The sequence below is a fragment of the uncultured Luteimonas sp. genome (assembly GCF_947492465.1).
Taxonomy (GTDB): Bacteria; Pseudomonadota; Gammaproteobacteria; order Xanthomonadales; family Xanthomonadaceae; genus Luteimonas.
The window spans coordinates 612,933-627,631 of the sequence record NZ_CANLNF010000002.1; the positions used below are offsets into that span (position 1 = coordinate 612,933).

At 73.5% G+C, this 14,699-nt stretch carries 14 protein-coding genes; 6 read left to right on the forward strand and 8 right to left on the reverse strand.

From position 1 onward, the window contains the following. The first annotated feature begins 53 nt into the window (after positions 1-53). Entirely contained in the window at positions 54-1,229 is a 1,176-nt protein-coding gene (locus Q0863_RS07785) for a porin (RefSeq protein ID WP_298576971.1), read from the forward strand. A 255-nt stretch (positions 1,230-1,484) separates the two neighbouring features. On the opposite strand, the gene mnmG is transcribed toward Q0863_RS07785, so the two are convergent. Then, a complete protein-coding gene (gene mnmG, locus Q0863_RS07790; RefSeq protein ID WP_298576973.1) occupies positions 1,485-3,413 on the reverse strand; it encodes a tRNA uridine-5-carboxymethylaminomethyl(34) synthesis enzyme MnmG in 1,929 nt (642 codons plus the stop codon). 497 nt (positions 3,414-3,910) lie between these two features. Beyond that, positions 3,911-4,609, reverse strand: coding sequence for a hypothetical protein (locus Q0863_RS07795; RefSeq protein WP_298576975.1), 699 nt, complete (start codon positions 4,607-4,609; stop codon positions 3,911-3,913). 123 nt (positions 4,610-4,732) lie between these two features. On the opposite strand from Q0863_RS07795, the gene Q0863_RS07800 reads away from it, so the two are divergent. From Q0863_RS07800 to Q0863_RS07815, 4 genes are read left to right on the forward strand one after another with little or no spacing between them, the layout of a single operon-like run. Beyond that, a complete protein-coding gene (locus Q0863_RS07800) occupies positions 4,733-5,695 on the forward strand; it encodes a pyridoxal-phosphate dependent enzyme (RefSeq protein ID WP_298576976.1) in 963 nt (320 codons plus the stop codon). Continuing rightward, entirely contained in the window at positions 5,692-6,300 is a 609-nt protein-coding gene (locus tag Q0863_RS07805; protein ID WP_298576978.1) for a YdcF family protein, read from the forward strand. Before Q0863_RS07800 ends, Q0863_RS07805 begins: the two co-directional genes overlap by 4 nt. A gap of 54 nt (positions 6,301-6,354) precedes the next feature. Next, positions 6,355-6,780, forward strand: a complete 426-nt coding sequence (locus Q0863_RS07810) for a ketosteroid isomerase-related protein (protein ID WP_298576979.1) — start codon at positions 6,355-6,357, stop codon at positions 6,778-6,780. A 31-nt stretch (positions 6,781-6,811) separates the two neighbouring features. Next, complete coding sequence (locus Q0863_RS07815; RefSeq protein ID WP_298576981.1) at positions 6,812-7,810, forward strand: glycoside hydrolase family 16 protein; 999 nt, start codon at positions 6,812-6,814, stop codon at positions 7,808-7,810. 237 nt (positions 7,811-8,047) lie between these two features. Here Q0863_RS07815 and Q0863_RS07820 read toward each other — a convergent pair whose 3' ends face one another. The 6 genes from Q0863_RS07820 to bioB all read right to left on the reverse strand — a co-directional run bounded on the left by Q0863_RS07820 (position 8,048) and on the right by bioB (position 13,819). Beyond that, entirely contained in the window at positions 8,048-8,644 is a 597-nt protein-coding gene (locus tag Q0863_RS07820) for a hypothetical protein (RefSeq protein WP_298576982.1), read from the reverse strand. 127 nt (positions 8,645-8,771) lie between these two features. After that, positions 8,772-9,695, reverse strand: coding sequence for a malonyl-ACP O-methyltransferase BioC (gene bioC / locus Q0863_RS07825; protein ID WP_298576984.1), 924 nt, complete (start codon positions 9,693-9,695; stop codon positions 8,772-8,774). Further along, positions 9,692-10,468 (reverse strand): pimeloyl-ACP methyl ester esterase BioH, encoded by a 777-nt coding sequence (gene bioH, locus Q0863_RS07830; protein WP_298577089.1) that lies wholly within the window; start codon positions 10,466-10,468, stop codon positions 9,692-9,694. The genes bioC and bioH overlap by 4 nt, the downstream gene beginning before the upstream one ends. A gap of 8 nt (positions 10,469-10,476) precedes the next feature. After that, complete coding sequence (locus Q0863_RS07835) at positions 10,477-11,478, reverse strand: multidrug resistance efflux transporter family protein (RefSeq protein ID WP_298576986.1); 1,002 nt, start codon at positions 11,476-11,478, stop codon at positions 10,477-10,479. Beyond that, positions 11,475-12,689, reverse strand: coding sequence for an 8-amino-7-oxononanoate synthase (gene bioF, locus Q0863_RS07840; RefSeq protein ID WP_298577090.1), 1,215 nt, complete (start codon positions 12,687-12,689; stop codon positions 11,475-11,477). Before bioF ends, Q0863_RS07835 begins: the two co-directional genes overlap by 4 nt. A gap of 20 nt (positions 12,690-12,709) precedes the next feature. Beyond that, positions 12,710-13,819, reverse strand: a complete 1,110-nt coding sequence (gene bioB, locus Q0863_RS07845; RefSeq protein ID WP_298576988.1) for a biotin synthase BioB — start codon at positions 13,817-13,819, stop codon at positions 12,710-12,712. Positions 13,820-13,868: 49 nt separating this feature from the next. On the opposite strand from bioB, the gene Q0863_RS07850 reads away from it, so the two are divergent. Continuing rightward, positions 13,869-14,597, forward strand: a complete 729-nt coding sequence (locus Q0863_RS07850; protein WP_298576990.1) for a ComF family protein — start codon at positions 13,869-13,871, stop codon at positions 14,595-14,597. Positions 14,598-14,699: the final 102 nt, after the last annotated feature.

Consider the following 14,699-nt stretch of genomic DNA (forward strand, 5'->3'; position numbering starts at 1 on the left):
CTCGTGTCGGCGCGCACACTGGCGCGCATGATCCGGCCCGAAGGAGGCTTGCCATGCGTACCCGTCGCGCCAATCCCGGGTCGCGGTCCATGACCCGCGCCCGTCACCCGCTTGCCGCAGCGATGGTGCTGGTACTGGCGGCCGGCGGCGTCCACGCCGAGGAGTCCTGGAAGACCAGCGGCGACGTGCGCTTCGGTTACGTCGCTTCGGAAACCCGTGCCCGCAGCGGCGCCGAGTCCGACGCCGACAGCCTGCGCGCCCGCCTGCGCCTGCGCCTGCGCGGCGACCTCGGCGGCGGCTGGCACGTCAGCGGCCGCGTCGCGGCCCGGCTCGACAGCGACCAGGACGACGAAGCGTTCTGGATGCGCACCTACGCGCCCGGGCCCGCCGGCCTCGAGGACGGCCAGGCCACGATCGACGAGGCCTACCTCGAATACCGCCCGGCGCAATCGCCCTGGAGCTTCCGCGTCGGACGCTTCCAGGCCGCCTGGGGCCTGGACGACGTGATGAAGAAGTCGCTCGACCAGAACGACAGCCCCAACTTCGACGTCACCTGGACCGACGGCGCCTGGCTGCAGTGGCGCGCCAGCGACGACTGGACCACGCACCTGGTGCTGCGCCACAACGATCGCCGCGGTCCGACCGGCACCCTGCGCCGCCCGCTGGCATTCGATGACGGCGACTCGCACGTTGGCGTGCTGGCGGTGGCCGAATCGAAGACCGCGATCGGCCCGCTGGTGCAGCGCGTGCTCACGCTCAACTGGCTGCCTTCGGCGCTGCATCCCGACGGCGTCGCGGATCCGCGCACGCAGGACTACCTGGCCGTCACCGCCAAGGCCACCGCGCAGTGGCCGCTGGGCGCGGGCGGCACGAAGCTGCGATTGGGCGGCGAACTGGGCTACGCACCGGACACGCCACGCCGCGAAGCGGTGAATTCCGGTACCGGCAGCGCCGACGGCCTCTCATGGCAGGCCTCGCTCAACTTCATGGACCTCCTGCCCGACCACGACCTCGGGATCGTCTACGGGCGCGTCGCCGACGGCTGGCTGATCTCCAGCGATTTCCGGCCCAACGACGAGCTGCTGGAGGCGCGTTGGGTGTGGCAGCCGTCGAAGGAATGGCAGTTCGACGCGCGCTACCGGCAGCGCGAGGAGATCGACCTGCCGGCGACCGCCGTGCGACCGCGCCGCGACAACGACCTCTACGTGCGCGCGACCTGGAAATTCTGAGCGGCGCCGGCTGCTTGCGCCGTTGCGACTTCGCTGGTGGCACGGGCAACACCCGCCCCCGCACTCGCCACGCGCGGCAGGTGCATCGCAGCGCCGCGCTGGGCGTCGGCGATCAGGCGCAGGTCATCGGCAGCGACAGGCAACCGTGACGCACGGCAAGGCCACGCGCCGCGGGCGGGGTAGATCGCAATCCGGCGTCGATCCTGGCAAGAGGCGTTTGCCGCTTCCTAGCCCCGATGCAGAACGCGCGACGGTTCAGCGCCCCGCCGCCGTCGGAACGGATCCAACCTCGGCGACCCGCGCACCGGGCCTGCGTCGCGCCAGGTGCACCAGCAGCAGCGAGATCGCCGCCGGCGTCATGCCGGGAATGCGCTGCGCCTGGCCCACCGTCTGCGGGCGCACCCGCGACAGCTTCTGCATGGCCTCGGCCGACAGGCCGCGCACCTGGGTGTAGTCGAAGCCATCGGGAATGGCCGTGGATTCGTTGCGCTGCGCGCGCGCGATCTCCTCGCGCTGGCGCTGCAGGTAGCCGGCGTACTTGGTCTCGATCTCGACCTGTTCGGCGACCTCGGGCGCGACCGGCATCTCCGGCGCGAACGCATCCAGCGCCGCCAGTTTCGCGTAGTCGAGTTCGGGCCGCCGCAGCAGGTCGAGCGCGCTGCCCTCGCGGCTCAGTTCGATGCCCAGCGTCGCGGCCGCCTCGCGCGATGCGGCGTTGCCGGGCGAGGCGCGCAGCGCACCCAGGCGCCGCGTCTCGCCCTCGATTGCCTCGCGCTTGGCCTCGAACCGGGTCCAGCGCGCATCGTCCACCAGTCCGAGCTCGCGACCGACCGGCGTCAGCCGCAGGTCGGCATTGTCTTCGCGCAGCTGCAGGCGGTACTCGGCGCGCGAGGTGAACATCCGGTAGGGCTCGGAGGTGCCGTGCGTGATCAGGTCGTCGACCAGCACGCCCAGGTAGGCCTGGTCGCGGCGCGGCGACCACGGCGCCAGGTCGCGCGCGAAGCGTGCGGCGTTGACGCCGGCCAGCAGGCCCTGCGCCGCGGCCTCCTCGTAGCCGGTAGTGCCGTTGATCTGGCCGGCGAAGAACAGGCCTTCGATCGCCTTGGTCTCGAGCGAGGTCTTCAGCCCGCGCGGGTCGAAGAAGTCGTACTCGATCGCGTAGCCGGGACGGGTGATGTGGGCGTGTTCGAAGCCGGCGATCGAGCGCACCAGTTCCAGCTGCACGTCGAACGGCAGCGAGGTGGAGATCCCGTTGGGATAGATCTCCACCACGTCCAGCCCCTCGGGCTCGACGAAGATCTGGTGGCTCGCCTTCTCCGCGAAGCGCACCACCTTGTCCTCGATGCTCGGGCAATAGCGCGGGCCGATGCCCTCGATCTGGCCCGAGTACAGCGGCGAGCGGTGCAGCGCGCCGCGGATGATGTCGTGGGTGCGCTCGCTGGTGTGGGTGATCCAGCACGAGACCTGGCGCGGCTGGTCGGCATGCGAGCCCATGAACGAGAACACCGGGCGCGGGTCGTCGCCGGGCTGCGCCTGCATCACCGTGTAGTCCAGCGTGCGCCCGTCGATGCGCGGCGGCGTACCGGTCTTGAGCCGGTCGACCACGAGCGGGCGTTCGCGCAGACGCGCGGCCAGGGTCGCCGCCGGCGGATCGCCCATGCGGCCGGCCGCGTACTGCGTTTCGCCGATGTGCACCTTGCCGGCGAGGAAGGTGCCGGCAGTGAGCACCACGGCCGGCGCGTCGAAACGCAGGCCGGTGTTGGTGATCGCACCGCGCACCGCGTCGCCTTCGATCACCAGGTCGTCGACCGCCGCCTGGAACACGGTCAGGTTCGGCTGGTGCTCGACCGCGCGGCGGACGAAGGCGCGGTACAGCGCGCGGTCGGCCTGGGCGCGGGTGGCGCGCACCGCCGGGCCCTTGGAGGCATTGAGGCGGCGCCACTGGATGCCGGCGGCGTCCGCGGCCCTGGCCATGATCCCGCCGAGCGCGTCGATCTCGCGCACCAGGTGGCCCTTGCCGATCCCGCCGATCGCCGGATTGCAGCTCATCGCGCCGACCGTATCGATGCTGTGGGTGAGCAGCAGGGTGCGCGCACCGGCGCGCGCCGACGCCAGCGCGGCCTCGGTGCCGGCATGGCCGCCGCCGATCACGATGACGTCGTAGCGATGGAAGTCTCGGTTCATGGGGTCGATGGCGCCGGCAGGCGCGGAAAGCTGCGGCATGTTCCGGCCCGCTGGCGGGCGCTGCAAGTGGGCCCGCCTGCACAGGTGGCGGGCGGCCGGGCCGTCGCCGCGCCGGGCGAGGCAGGTCGTGGCCGGAGGTTGGCACGCTTCCTGCGACCCTGTTTCCTGCACCCGGGCTGGCAAGCGTCTTGGGGGGCGCGGCCGGAGATTGGAACAGGGCTGGCCAAGCACAACCCGGGGAAGCAAAGGGGCCGGATGTCGGGGGACATCCGGCCCCATTCTTTTTGTGGCCTGCCCTGCGTCTGCAGGAGAGACCTGGCGCCCCGGGAAGAGGCGCCGACGCCCGGCGGGAGCGGAACAGGGGGGATCCGGTATCCCCCGCCGGGAGTCGACTCGGAAATTTTGTCGCTCTGGACCTGATTACGTCGTAATCCGACGCAACCGGTCAGTGCGGCTAGCTTGAACCGCCCTTGCGCGCGGTGCAAGGGGTATCCGACCTACGGTTCGGCACGGCGGTCGCGGTCCGTCGGGGTCCTGCGCTCCATGCGCGGGGCCGGGCGCGGGGTCGCGCGCACCGGGGCCGACTGCATGCGCGGTGCCGGCCGATCCATCCGCGGCACGCTGGCGGGCGCGGGGGCACGCATCGACGGCGCGGGCGCCAGCGGCTGGGCACTACGGCGCTGCTGCATGCGCGGCTGCGGCGCGGCCATGGGCGCGACCGGCATCGACGGCCGCCGCAGCGGCTGGCTCTGCATGCGCCGCTGCGGGCCCAGGCTCGGCGCCGCATGCTGCGGCTGGGGGGCGACCTGGCGCCGCGGCGGCAGGTTGCCGCCGGTACCGCGCTCGACCGTCGGCGGCGGCGGCTCGTGGTCCGGACGCGGCCGCGGACGCGGATAGTAGGGGTAGTAGTAGGACGGCCATGGCGAATAGCCGTAGAACGGAGAGCCATACCAGCCGCCGTAGCCGTAGTGGCGCCGGTAGGGCGCGTATCGGCCGTAGCCATGGCCGTAGCCCACGCCGCCATACCAGCCGTCGTAGCCATAGCCCAGCGAACTGTAGGGCGCGCCGTAGTAGCCCGAGTAGCCCGGACTGCCGTAGTAGTAGTCGCCACCGCCGCCGCCGCGATGGTAGTAATCGCTGACGCAGCCCGACAGCGCCACTGCGGCGAGCAGTGGGATCAAAAGCTTGCGGATCATGGCGAACCCCCGTTCCTGCGAATCCGCAGCATCGGCCCGGCGCTTTGAATCCGTGCTTAATCCGGCCGGCGCCGCGTTGGGCTTGCTGAACACGTCCGGCGGCGATCGGCTAGTCTGTGCCCGATGCCTGCCGTCCCGCTTCCGCAGTTCGACGACGTGCTGGACGCGGCGGCACGGATCGCGCCCTACGCGAAAGTGACGCCGGTCCTGCGCGCCAGCGCGCTCGACGCGCGCGCCGGATGCCAGCTGCTGTTCAAGGCCGAGTGCCTGCAGCGCGGCGGCGCCTTCAAGTTCCGCGGCGCGTGCAACGCGGTATTCGCCCTGGCCGACGACGAGGCCGCGCGCGGCGTGGTCGCGCATTCCTCCGGCAACCATGGCGCGGCGCTGGCGCAGGCGGCGCGGCTGCGCGGGATTCCCTGCCACGTGGTGGTCCCGGACGGCGCGGTCGGCATCAAGCTGGCCCGGATCGCCAGCCTCGGCGCGGTGCTGCACCGCTGCGCGGCGACCATCGAGGCGCGCGAGGCGATGTGCGCCCAGGTCCAGGCGGCCACCGGCGCGGCCCTGGTCCATCCCTACGCCGATGCGCGGGTGATGGCCGGCCAGGGCACGGCCGCGCTCGAACTGCTGGGCCAGGCGCCGGACCTGGACGTGGTGGTGGTCCCGGTCGGCGGCGGCGGCCTCGCCAGCGGCACGGCGATCGCTCTGGCCGGCCTCGCCCCCGGCGTCGAACTGGTGCTGGCCGAGCCGGCCGGCGCGGCCGACACGCTCGAATCGCTGCGCCGCGGCGTGCGCTGCACGGAGCTGGTGCCCGACACCGTCTGCGATGGCCTGCGTGCGGTGCTGGGCGAACCCAATTTCCGCATCCTGCAGGCGCACCCCGTGCAGGTGCTGGCGGTCGAGGACGCGGAGACGGTCGCGGCCATGCGCATGCTGCTGGCCGCCCTGAAGCTGCTGGTCGAGCCGTCCTCGGCGGTCGCCCTGGCCGCGGTGCTGGCGCAGCCGGCGCGGTTCGCCGGGCGCCGCGTGGGCATCGTGCTGACCGGCGGCAACGCCGATCCCGACCACCTGCCGTGGGTGGCGGCATGAAGCGGCAGGCCCCACGCCGGCGCCTGCCGCGCCTGCTGCTGCGGCTGCTGCTGCTGGGCGCGCTGTGGCTGGGCGGGGTGGCCGGCTGGATCCACTGGGTCGGCGAACGCGACCAGGCCGCGCCGGCCGACGCGATCATCGTGCTGGGCGCGGCCGCCTACGACGCGGTGCCCTCGCCGGTATTCAAGGCCCGGATCGAACACGGCCTGGACCTGTTCGGCGAGGGCCTGGCGCAGACGCTGATCTTCACCGGCGGCTACGGCGGAGGCGGCGCGCGCTTCGCCGAGTCGCAGGTCGCGCGCCGCTACGCCATCCGCAGCGGCGTGCCGGAGTCGGCGATCCTGATCGAATCGACCTCGCAGACCACCTACCAGAACCTGCTGGAAGCGCGCCGGCTGATGCAGGAGCACGGCCTGCACCGCGCGATCGTGGTCAGCGATCCGCTGCACATGGCGCGCGCGCTGCGCCTGTGCCGCGGCCTCGGCATCGACGCGCTGGGATCGCCGACGCCGAGCACGCGCTTCCGTTCGTTCCGCACGCGCTGGGAATTCCTCGCCCGCGAGGTCTACTTCTTCCACCGCGACCTGTTCGTCAAGCCGCGCTAGCGCCCGCGCTATCATCGCCTCGCGCCGACCTGCGCGCGTTTCCCGGTCCGAACGATGCACATCGACGGCAACCGCCAGCACGATCGCGGCACCGAGCTGGTGCTGGCCTACTACGCCGCGTTCAACCGCGGCGATCGCGAGGCGATGCTGGCGCTGCTGGCCGACGAAGTGGTGCACGACCTCAACCAGGGCCCGCGCGAGACCGGGCGCGAGGCTTTCGCGGCCTTCATGGCGCGGATGGACCGCTGCTACCGCGAACAGCTGCGCGACATCGTGGTGATGTCGGCCGCGGACGGCGAGCGGCTCGCGGCCGAGTACGTGGTCCACGGCGAATACCTGGCCGACGACGAGGGACTGCCACCCGCCCGCGGACAGCGCTACACGCTGCCGGGCGGCGCGTTCTTCGAGATCCGAGATGGCCGCATCGCGCGGGTGAGCAACCACTACAACCTGGCCGACTGGCTGGCGCAGGTGCGCTGACCGCGGTCGCTGCCACGGGGGAGTCGTGCGCATGAGGATTCCGGACCTGTCCCGGCGCGTGCTGGCCGGTTGCGCCGCGCTGCTGATGGCGTCGCTGTTGCCCGGCTGCGCCTCGGGCGCCGGCCCGACGGCCGCCAGCCTGGTGTGGTCGGACGAATTCGAGACGATCGATGCCGGCAGCTGGCGGTTCGAGACCGGTGGCCACGGCTGGGGCAACCAGGAACTCCAGTACTACACCGACGGCGGCAACGCCTTCATCCAGTACGACCCGCTGGCCGGCAGCCGGGTGCTGGTGATCGAGGCGCGCCGCGGCGCGCCCGCCGCCGCGGCGTGCTGGTACGGGGCCTGCCAGTACAGTTCCAGCCGCATGGTCACGCGCGGCCGCCGCGAGTTCCGCCACGGCCGCATCGAGGCGCGCATGCGCCTGCCGCAGACGCAGGGTATCTGGCCGGCGTTCTGGATGCTGGGCGGCAATTTCGCCGAGGCCGGATGGCCGCACAGCGGCGAGATCGACATCATGGAGCACGTGGGATCCGAGCCCACGCTCACCCACGGCGCGCTGCACGGGCCGGGCTATTCGGGCAACACGCCGTTCTCCGGCACCCACGACCTGCGACAGCGCGTCGATGCGGCCTACCACGTGTACGCGGTGGAATGGGATGCGACGGGCATCCGCTGGTTCGTCGACGGGCAGCAGTTCCACGCGATCACGCGGGCGCAGGTGGAAGCCCGCGGCCCGTGGGTGTTCGACCAGCCCTTCTTCCTGCTGCTCAACGTCGCCGTCGGCGGCAGCTGGCCCGGCAGCCCGGACGCGACCAGCCTGTTTCCGCAGCGGCTGTACGTGGACTGGGTGCGCGTGCACCAGCAGGTCGAACGGCGCCGCGGCGTCGGCAGCCAGCCGCTGGCGCCGGCGCGCCCGGCCGCGCCGGCGACGACGCGGCGGCAGGGCGCGAAACCGGCGATGGCGCCTGCGCCGCATCGCGCGCGCGATGCGGCGCGACCGGAACGTCCGCGCTCCGCGCAGCCGTAGGCGCGTTGCCGGCGACGGTCTCGGCTAGTCGCCGGTCGCCGCGATCGACTGGAAGCCAGGCCGTTTGCCGTTGACGCGTCAGATGTGGACGAGCCGACGCGACATCCCCACGCCACGCGGCGCAGATCTTTCAGGCGCCGTCCGCGCCAGCTGCCTTCTGCCCGGCGGATCGCGTGAAGGCTGCCGCACGACGCCTTCCAACGGTCTCCCAGCGCGCGTACGCCACGCGCGCCCCGATCAGAGGTCGCCGCCGTAGCGCGACAGCCCTTCGCTGAGCAGGTAGCGGGTCGCGGCGACGCGTTCGCCGAGGCTGAAGCCGTCGAGCACGTCGACCATCTGCCGGAACGCGGTGCAGCGCGCGTCGCGGCTGGCGGCGTCGCGGCCGGTGCTGGACAGCCCGAGCAGGAAGCCGTCGTGCAGCATCATCCCGGTGACCGTCGCGGCCTTGAGCGCCTGCTCGCCGACGGCCGGATCGTAGGCGGTCGGCTGCCCCTGCAGGCCGCCGACCGCGACCGCGGTGACCGCGTCGATGAAGCGCAGGCGGCTGCGCTCGCCCAGGGCGTTGGCGGCGCGCTGCAGGCCGGGCAGGCTGCGGTCGGCATCGGGCTCGAACAGCGCGCACAGGCCGCGCGCTTCGCGTTCGTCGCGCGAGGCCGCGTGCACGGCCTGGAACAGCCGGTCGATGTCGGTATCGGGCGCGCGCAGCAGCACGTCGTTGGCACCGGCGATGACCTGCATCGGATCGATGCCGGACAGGTCGACGCGCGAGGACTGCGCGTGCGCGGCGAGGGCGGGGACCAGCGAGAGGCACAGGGCGGCAAGCAGCGGTTTCATGGGCGCGACCGGGGCGGGAACCGGGCCGAGTCTAGGACGCGCGGCGTGAATCGGCGCCGTCGCCGCGGACCCGCCCCCACCCCAACCCTCCCCCGCAAGCGGAGGAGGGAGCAGGGCGGTCCCGCGCTCAGCTGCGCCGCCGCACCGGAATGCGGTTGGCCGGGAAACTCGCGATCTCGTTGCCGCCCTCGCGGATCGGCGCGCCCGGCGCGGGCGCCCAGGCCATCGCGGTGACCACCTCCCAGCTCGCCGGCAGCAGGCCGTCGGGTCCGCGCAGCGGTTCGTAGGCCTCGGCCGCCGCGGCGAAGCGGGCGCGCCCGGTCAGCGTGTGGCGACGCGCGTGCAGCGCATTGGTGGCGCCGATCGCGCGCAGTTCGCGCATCAGCGCCGGCAGGTCGGCGTGGCCGCGCTCGAACACGTCGCGGTCGAGCACCGGATCGCGGAAGCCGGCGTGCATCAACGCATCGCCGAACTGCGCGATCGTGGCGAAGGGACTCACGTGCGGCGTGTCGTCGGCGCGGGCGAAGGCCTCGCGCAGCTCCCACAGCGTGTCCGGGCCGAAGGTCGAACACAGCAGCACGCCGCCGGGCCGCAGCACGCGACGGAAGCCGGCGAACGCCGCCGGCAGGTCGGCGATCCACTGCAGGCACAGGTTGGAGAACAGCACGTCGACGCTGCCGTCGGCCAGCGGCAGCGCGCGCAGGTCGGCGCAGACGCGGTCCACCGGACGGCGCAGCGGATTCCAGCCGGCGCGCGCGGGCATCGCGCGCAGCATCGGCAGGGCCAGGTCGAGCGCGACGATGCGCGCCTTGGGCCAACGCTGGCGCATCGCCTGCGCGGCGTGGCCGGGGCCGCTGCCGACGTCCAGCACCAGCTGCGGTTGCCAGTCGCGCTCGCGTTCGGGATCGAGCGCCAGCAGCTCGAGCGATTCCAGCAGGCGCGCCTCGACCTCGCGCTGCAGGGTCGCGGCGGAGGCATAGCTGGCCGACGCGCGCGAGAATGCGCGCCGCACCTGGCGCGCATCGAACAGCGGATCGCGCACGCCGCTCATCGGCCGGCGCCATCGACGGCGTCGGCGAAGCGTCCGATCGCCGCCGCCACTTCGTCGCCATGGGTCAGGAACGGCGCGTGCCCGGCGTGCTCGACCACCACGACCTCCGCCTGCGGGACCTGCGCGGCCGCGGCGTGCATCGCGCGCGGATCGACCAGGCGGTCGCGGCGCCCGGCCAGCCACAGCGTCGGCATCGACAGCGCCGGCAGCGCGCGCCGCAGGTCCGCGGTTTCCAGCAGGTCCAGCCCATCGGCCAGCACGTGCGCAGCCGGCTCGCCGCGTGCGAACACCTCGCCGCGCAACATGCGCATCTCGTGGCGGGCATCGTCCGACCCGAACGCCTCCAGCGCGATGAAGCGCTCCAGGGTGGCGCGGTAGTCGGCGCGCAGGCCCAGCGCAAAACCGCGGAAGATCTCCGGCGACATCCCCAGCAGCCAGTCGTCGCCGCGCACGAAGCGCGGGCTGGCGCAGACCATGGCCAGGCCGCGTACCCGCGCCGGGCGCGTGGCCGCGGCATGCAGCGCGAACAGCCCGCCCAGCGACCAGCCCGCCCACAGCGCCGGCGGCAGCCGGTCGGCCAGCGCATCGACCACCGGTTCGAGCGCGAGCGGCAGCGTGCTGTCGCGGCTGCCGCCGTGGCCGGGCAGGTCGACCAGGTGCACGGTGAAGCGCGCCGCGAGGCGTTCGGCCAGCCCGGCGAACACGCCGGCGTGCATCGCCCAGCCGTGCAGCAGCACCAGGTCCGGCCCCTGGCCGAGCGTATCGATCCGCAGATTCCCGTTCATGCACCCTTGTCCGTGCGCAGCGCGCGCGTTTCGCCCCGCACCGCCGCGGGCCGTGCCACCACCCAAGCAAAGGCGACGATGCCCGCGACCACCACCGCCGCGCCCAGCAGCGCGGTGCCGGCGGGCCAGTCCTCGCCCAGCAGCAGCACGCCCAGCAGCACCGCGAACACCACCTCGGCGCCCTGCATCGCCTCCACCGCGCCGAGCGCCAGCGGCTGGTCGCGGACCATGCCGGTGGCCTGGAAGAACAGGATGGTCGCGATCACCCCGGCCGACAGCGCCACGCCCGCCGCCAGCCCGACCTGGGCGAGCGTGGGCGGGCCGGCCTGCAGCGCGGCGTACGCGGCCAGCAACAGCCACATCGGCTGGCTGGCCAGGGTCAGGCCGAACACGCGCTGGGTGGCGTCGAGCGGCTCGCCGCTGCGCTCCAGGTGCAGCAGCAGCAGGCGGTTGCCCAGCGGATAGGCCACCGCCGAGACCAGCACGCAGGCCAGCGCGATCCAGGCGGCGCGGTCGAGCGCGCCGCTGGCGTGGCCGAACTGCATCAGCAGCACGCCGGCCAGGATCAGCCCGGCCACCGCCAGTCCCGCCGGCGGGATGCGGCGCCGCGCGTCGCGGTACAGCAGCGGCGCGCACAGCATCCCGGCGATCACGGTGAACTGGAACGAGCCGGCCACCAGCCACGAGGGGCCGCTGGCGGCGGCGTACGAGAGCAGCACGTAGAACAGCACGAAACCGATGCCGGCGCAGCGCAGCCAGGCCCAAGGATGCGTCGCGATCGCGCGCAGCACCGGCGCCATCGCGCCACGCCGCGCCAGCAGCGGCAGCATCAGCGGCAGGGTGATCAGGTAGCGCAGGCAGGCCAGCCAGGCCCAGTGGCCGCCGCCGCTGGCGCTGGCGCGGTTGAGCACGTAGGTCATGGTGAAGAACAGCGCGGACAGCAGCGCCAGGCCGATCGCCGCAAGCGCGACGCGGCCGTTTGCATCCGCGCCGGTCATGCCGTTCGGCTGGCGGCGACGTCGGCGCGGTCGCGGGCCAGCGCCAGCGCATCGGCCAGCGCATCGGCCTGCGCCGGTTCGTGGGCGGCGCTGAAAGCCACGCGCAGCCGCGCCTGGCCCTCGGGCACGGTCGGCGGACGGATCGCGGCGACCCAGTAGCCGGCCTGCTCCAGCGATTCGGCCATCTCCAGCGCGCGTGCGTTGTCGCCGCACAGCACCGGCTGGATCGGGGTCTCGGACGCCAGCAGCTCCAGGCCGTGGCGGCTGGCGGTCGCGCGGAAGCGCTGCACCAGCTCGTGCAGGCGCTCGCGACGCCAGTGCTCGCGCCGCGCCAGCTTGACCGCCGCCAGCGCCGCGGCCGCCTGCGCCGGCGGCATGGCGGTGGTGTAGAGGTAGGGACGCGCGGTTTCGGCCAGGTGGTCGACCAGGTCGGCGTCGCCGGCCACCACCGCGCCGCAGCTGCCCAGCGCCTTGCCGAGCGTGGCCAGGCGCAGCGGCACCGTGGCCACGTCCAGGCCGGCCGCCGCCACCGAACCGCGACCCTCGGGCCCCAGCACGCCGACGCCGTGCGCATCGTCCACGTACAGCAGCGCCTGCTGCACGCGTGCGGCGATCGCCAGTTCGCGCAGCGGGGCGATGTCGCCGTCCATGCTGAACACGCCATCGGTCGCCAGCATCGCCGCGCCTTCGGGCGCGCCGCGCAGCTGGCGCAGCGCGCCCTCCACGTCGACGTGCGGATAGCGGCGCAGGCGGCAGCCGGCCAGGCGCGCACCGTCGATCAGGCTGGCGTGGTTAAGCCGGTCCTGGACGCAGACGTCCTCGTCGCCCAGCAGCGCCTGCAGCACCGCGAGGTTGGCCGCGAAGCCGCTGCCGAACAGCAGCGCGCGCGGCACCTGCAGCCAGTCGGCCATTTCGCGTTCAAGCGCGCCGTGGAGGGCGTGGTGGCCGCAGACCAGGTGCGAGGCGACGCCGCCGGCGCCGTCGCGCGCGGCCGCGTCCTGCAGCGCGTTGACCACGGCGAAGTGCTGCGACAGGCCCAGGTAGTCGTTGCTGCAGAAATTGAGCAGGCTGCGGCTGCCGCCGTGGCCGTCGGACACCTCGCAGCGCGCACCGTCACGGCGCAGCACCTCGCGGCGCACGCGGCGCGCCGATCCGGCGCTGCGCTGCGTGCGCGAGGCCGCCACGCGGGCGTGCAGGTCCGGGCGTTCGATCGGCATGGCGGCGCTTCCTGTCAGACGCGGCCCCCCGCCGCGCAGGATCCCGGGCCGGGGCCGGCGGCGTGCGCGCCCGGTCCGGCCGAGATGTCCGCGTGTACGGTACCACCATGGTCATGGCCTGGCGCGTCCACCGCGACCTGCATCGCGCGCAGCCCGAGCCGCTGGAACAGGGCCTGGTCGTGGGCGACGTCCGGGTTGCCGGTGGTCAGCAGCTTCTCGCCGTGGAAGATCGAGTTGGCACCGGCGGCGAAGCACAGCGCCTGCAGTTCGTCGGACATCTGCTCGCGCCCGGCCGACAGCCGCACCATCGAGGCGGGCATCAGGATCCGCGCGACGGCAATGGTGCGCACGAATTCGAACGGATCGAGCTCGGCGGTGCCGTGCAGCGGCGTGCCTTCGACCTGCACCAGTCGGTTGATCGGCACCGAGTCCGGGTGCGCCGGCAGGTTGGCCAGGGTGCGCAGGAAGCCGGCGCGCTGGCGCCGGGTCTCGCCCATGCCGACGATGCCGCCGCAGCAGGTCTTCATGCCGGCGTCGCGCACGTGTTCGAGGGTGTCGAGCCGGTCCTGGATCTCGCGGGTGCGGATCACCGCGTCGTAGAACTCCGGATCGGTGTCGATGTTGTGGTTGTAGTAGTCCAGGCCCGCGCCCTTGAGCGCTTGCGCCTGCGGGCCGCTGAGCATCCCCAGCGTGGCGCAGGTCTCCAGGCCCAGCGCCTTCACCTCGCGGATCATCTCGGCCACCTTCGGGATGTCGCGGTCCTTGGGCGAACGCCAGGCCGCGCCCATGCAGAAGCGCGAGGCGCCCGCGTCCTTCGCCGCGCGAGCCTTTTCCAGCACCGCTTCGGTCGACATCAGCTTGGTGGCCTCGACCCCCGTGTGGTAGCGCTGGGCCTGCGGGCAGTAGGCGCAGTCCTCGGGGCAGCCGCCGGTCTTGACCGACAGCAGGGTGCTGACCTGGACCTCGGTGGGATCGAAATGCTGGCGGTGCACCCCCGCGGCGCGAAACAGCAGCTCGGTGAACGGCAGGTCCAGCAGGGCCTCGACCTCGTCGGTGGTCCAGTCGTGGCGGATCGGCGCAGCGCCCGGAACGGCGGCGGGGCGGAGCGGGCTGACGGCAGGCATCGGCATTCCCTGACAGACATGGCGGAGGCGGGCCGGCAGTCTGGAAAGCATGCCGGGGCCTGTCAACCGAATCCAGGGCGCGCAGGTTGACGGCTGGTGGGCCTGTCTCGGCGCGCGCCTGTGCCCGTCGCGCTGCCTGGTGTGTGGCGAGGCGGCCGCGCGCGGGACCGATCTATGTGCCGCCTGCGCGGCCGGCCTGCCGTGGAACGACGCCGCGTGTCCGCGCTGCGCCCTGCCCGTGCCGGCCCCGGCGGGCCCGTGCGGCGCCTGCCTGCAGCGCCCGCCGCCCTTGCAGGCGGCGCACGCCGCATTCCGCTACGCCGCGCCGCTGGACCGGCTGCTGCCGCGCTTCAAGTTCCATCGGGATCTGGCCGCTGGCCGATTGCTGTCCACCGCGATGGCCATCCGCTTCGCCGCGCTCGGGCGTCCCGACGCACTGCTGGCGGTGCCCCTGCACCACGCCCGCCTGCGCCAGCGCGGCTACGACCAGGCGCTGGAGCTGGCCCGTCCGCTGGCGCGCGCGCTGCAGCTGCCGCTGCTGGCGGGGGCGCTGGTCCGGCAGCGCGCGACGCGGGCGCAGTCGGAGCTGGATGCGGCCGCGCGGCGGCGCAACCTGCGCGGGGCGTTCGCGGTGCCCGAGGGCGGAGCGCTGCCGGCGCACGTGGTGCTGGTCGACGACGTGATGACCACCGGGGCCACGCTCCATGCCGCGGCCATCGCGCTGCGCCGTGCGGGCGTGGCGCGGGTGGACGCCTGGGTGTGCGCGCGGGTGCCGTGAGCGTGCCGCCTCGGCACCTACCCCGCCCTTCCCCGCAAGCGGAGGAGGGAGCAGGGCGGTTCGCGGCCGCGTCGCTGGTCGATGTCGCCCGCTTTCCCTCCT

Coding starts and splice junctions, on each gene's coding strand:
- bioC (WP_298576984.1), bottom strand. CDS start 9,695: ATGAGCGGCGTGCGCGATCCGCTGTTCGATGCGCGCCAGGTGCGGCGC.
- Q0863_RS07850 (WP_298576990.1), top strand. CDS start 13,869: ATGCCGGGGCCTGTCAACCGAATCCAGGGCGCGCAGGTTGACGGCTGG.
- Q0863_RS07805 (WP_298576978.1), top strand. CDS start 5,692: ATGAAGCGGCAGGCCCCACGCCGGCGCCTGCCGCGCCTGCTGCTGCGG.
- Q0863_RS07810 (WP_298576979.1), top strand. CDS start 6,355: ATGCACATCGACGGCAACCGCCAGCACGATCGCGGCACCGAGCTGGTG.
- Q0863_RS07785 (WP_298576971.1), top strand. CDS start 54: ATGCGTACCCGTCGCGCCAATCCCGGGTCGCGGTCCATGACCCGCGCC.
- bioB (WP_298576988.1), bottom strand. CDS start 13,819: ATGCCTGCCGTCAGCCCGCTCCGCCCCGCCGCCGTTCCGGGCGCTGCG.
- Q0863_RS07820 (WP_298576982.1), bottom strand. CDS start 8,644: ATGAAACCGCTGCTTGCCGCCCTGTGCCTCTCGCTGGTCCCCGCCCTC.
- Q0863_RS07835 (WP_298576986.1), bottom strand. CDS start 11,478: ATGACCGGCGCGGATGCAAACGGCCGCGTCGCGCTTGCGGCGATCGGC.
- Q0863_RS07815 (WP_298576981.1), top strand. CDS start 6,812: ATGAGGATTCCGGACCTGTCCCGGCGCGTGCTGGCCGGTTGCGCCGCG.
- Q0863_RS07795 (WP_298576975.1), bottom strand. CDS start 4,609: ATGATCCGCAAGCTTTTGATCCCACTGCTCGCCGCAGTGGCGCTGTCG.
- Q0863_RS07800 (WP_298576976.1), top strand. CDS start 4,733: ATGCCTGCCGTCCCGCTTCCGCAGTTCGACGACGTGCTGGACGCGGCG.
- mnmG (WP_298576973.1), bottom strand. CDS start 3,413: ATGAACCGAGACTTCCATCGCTACGACGTCATCGTGATCGGCGGCGGC.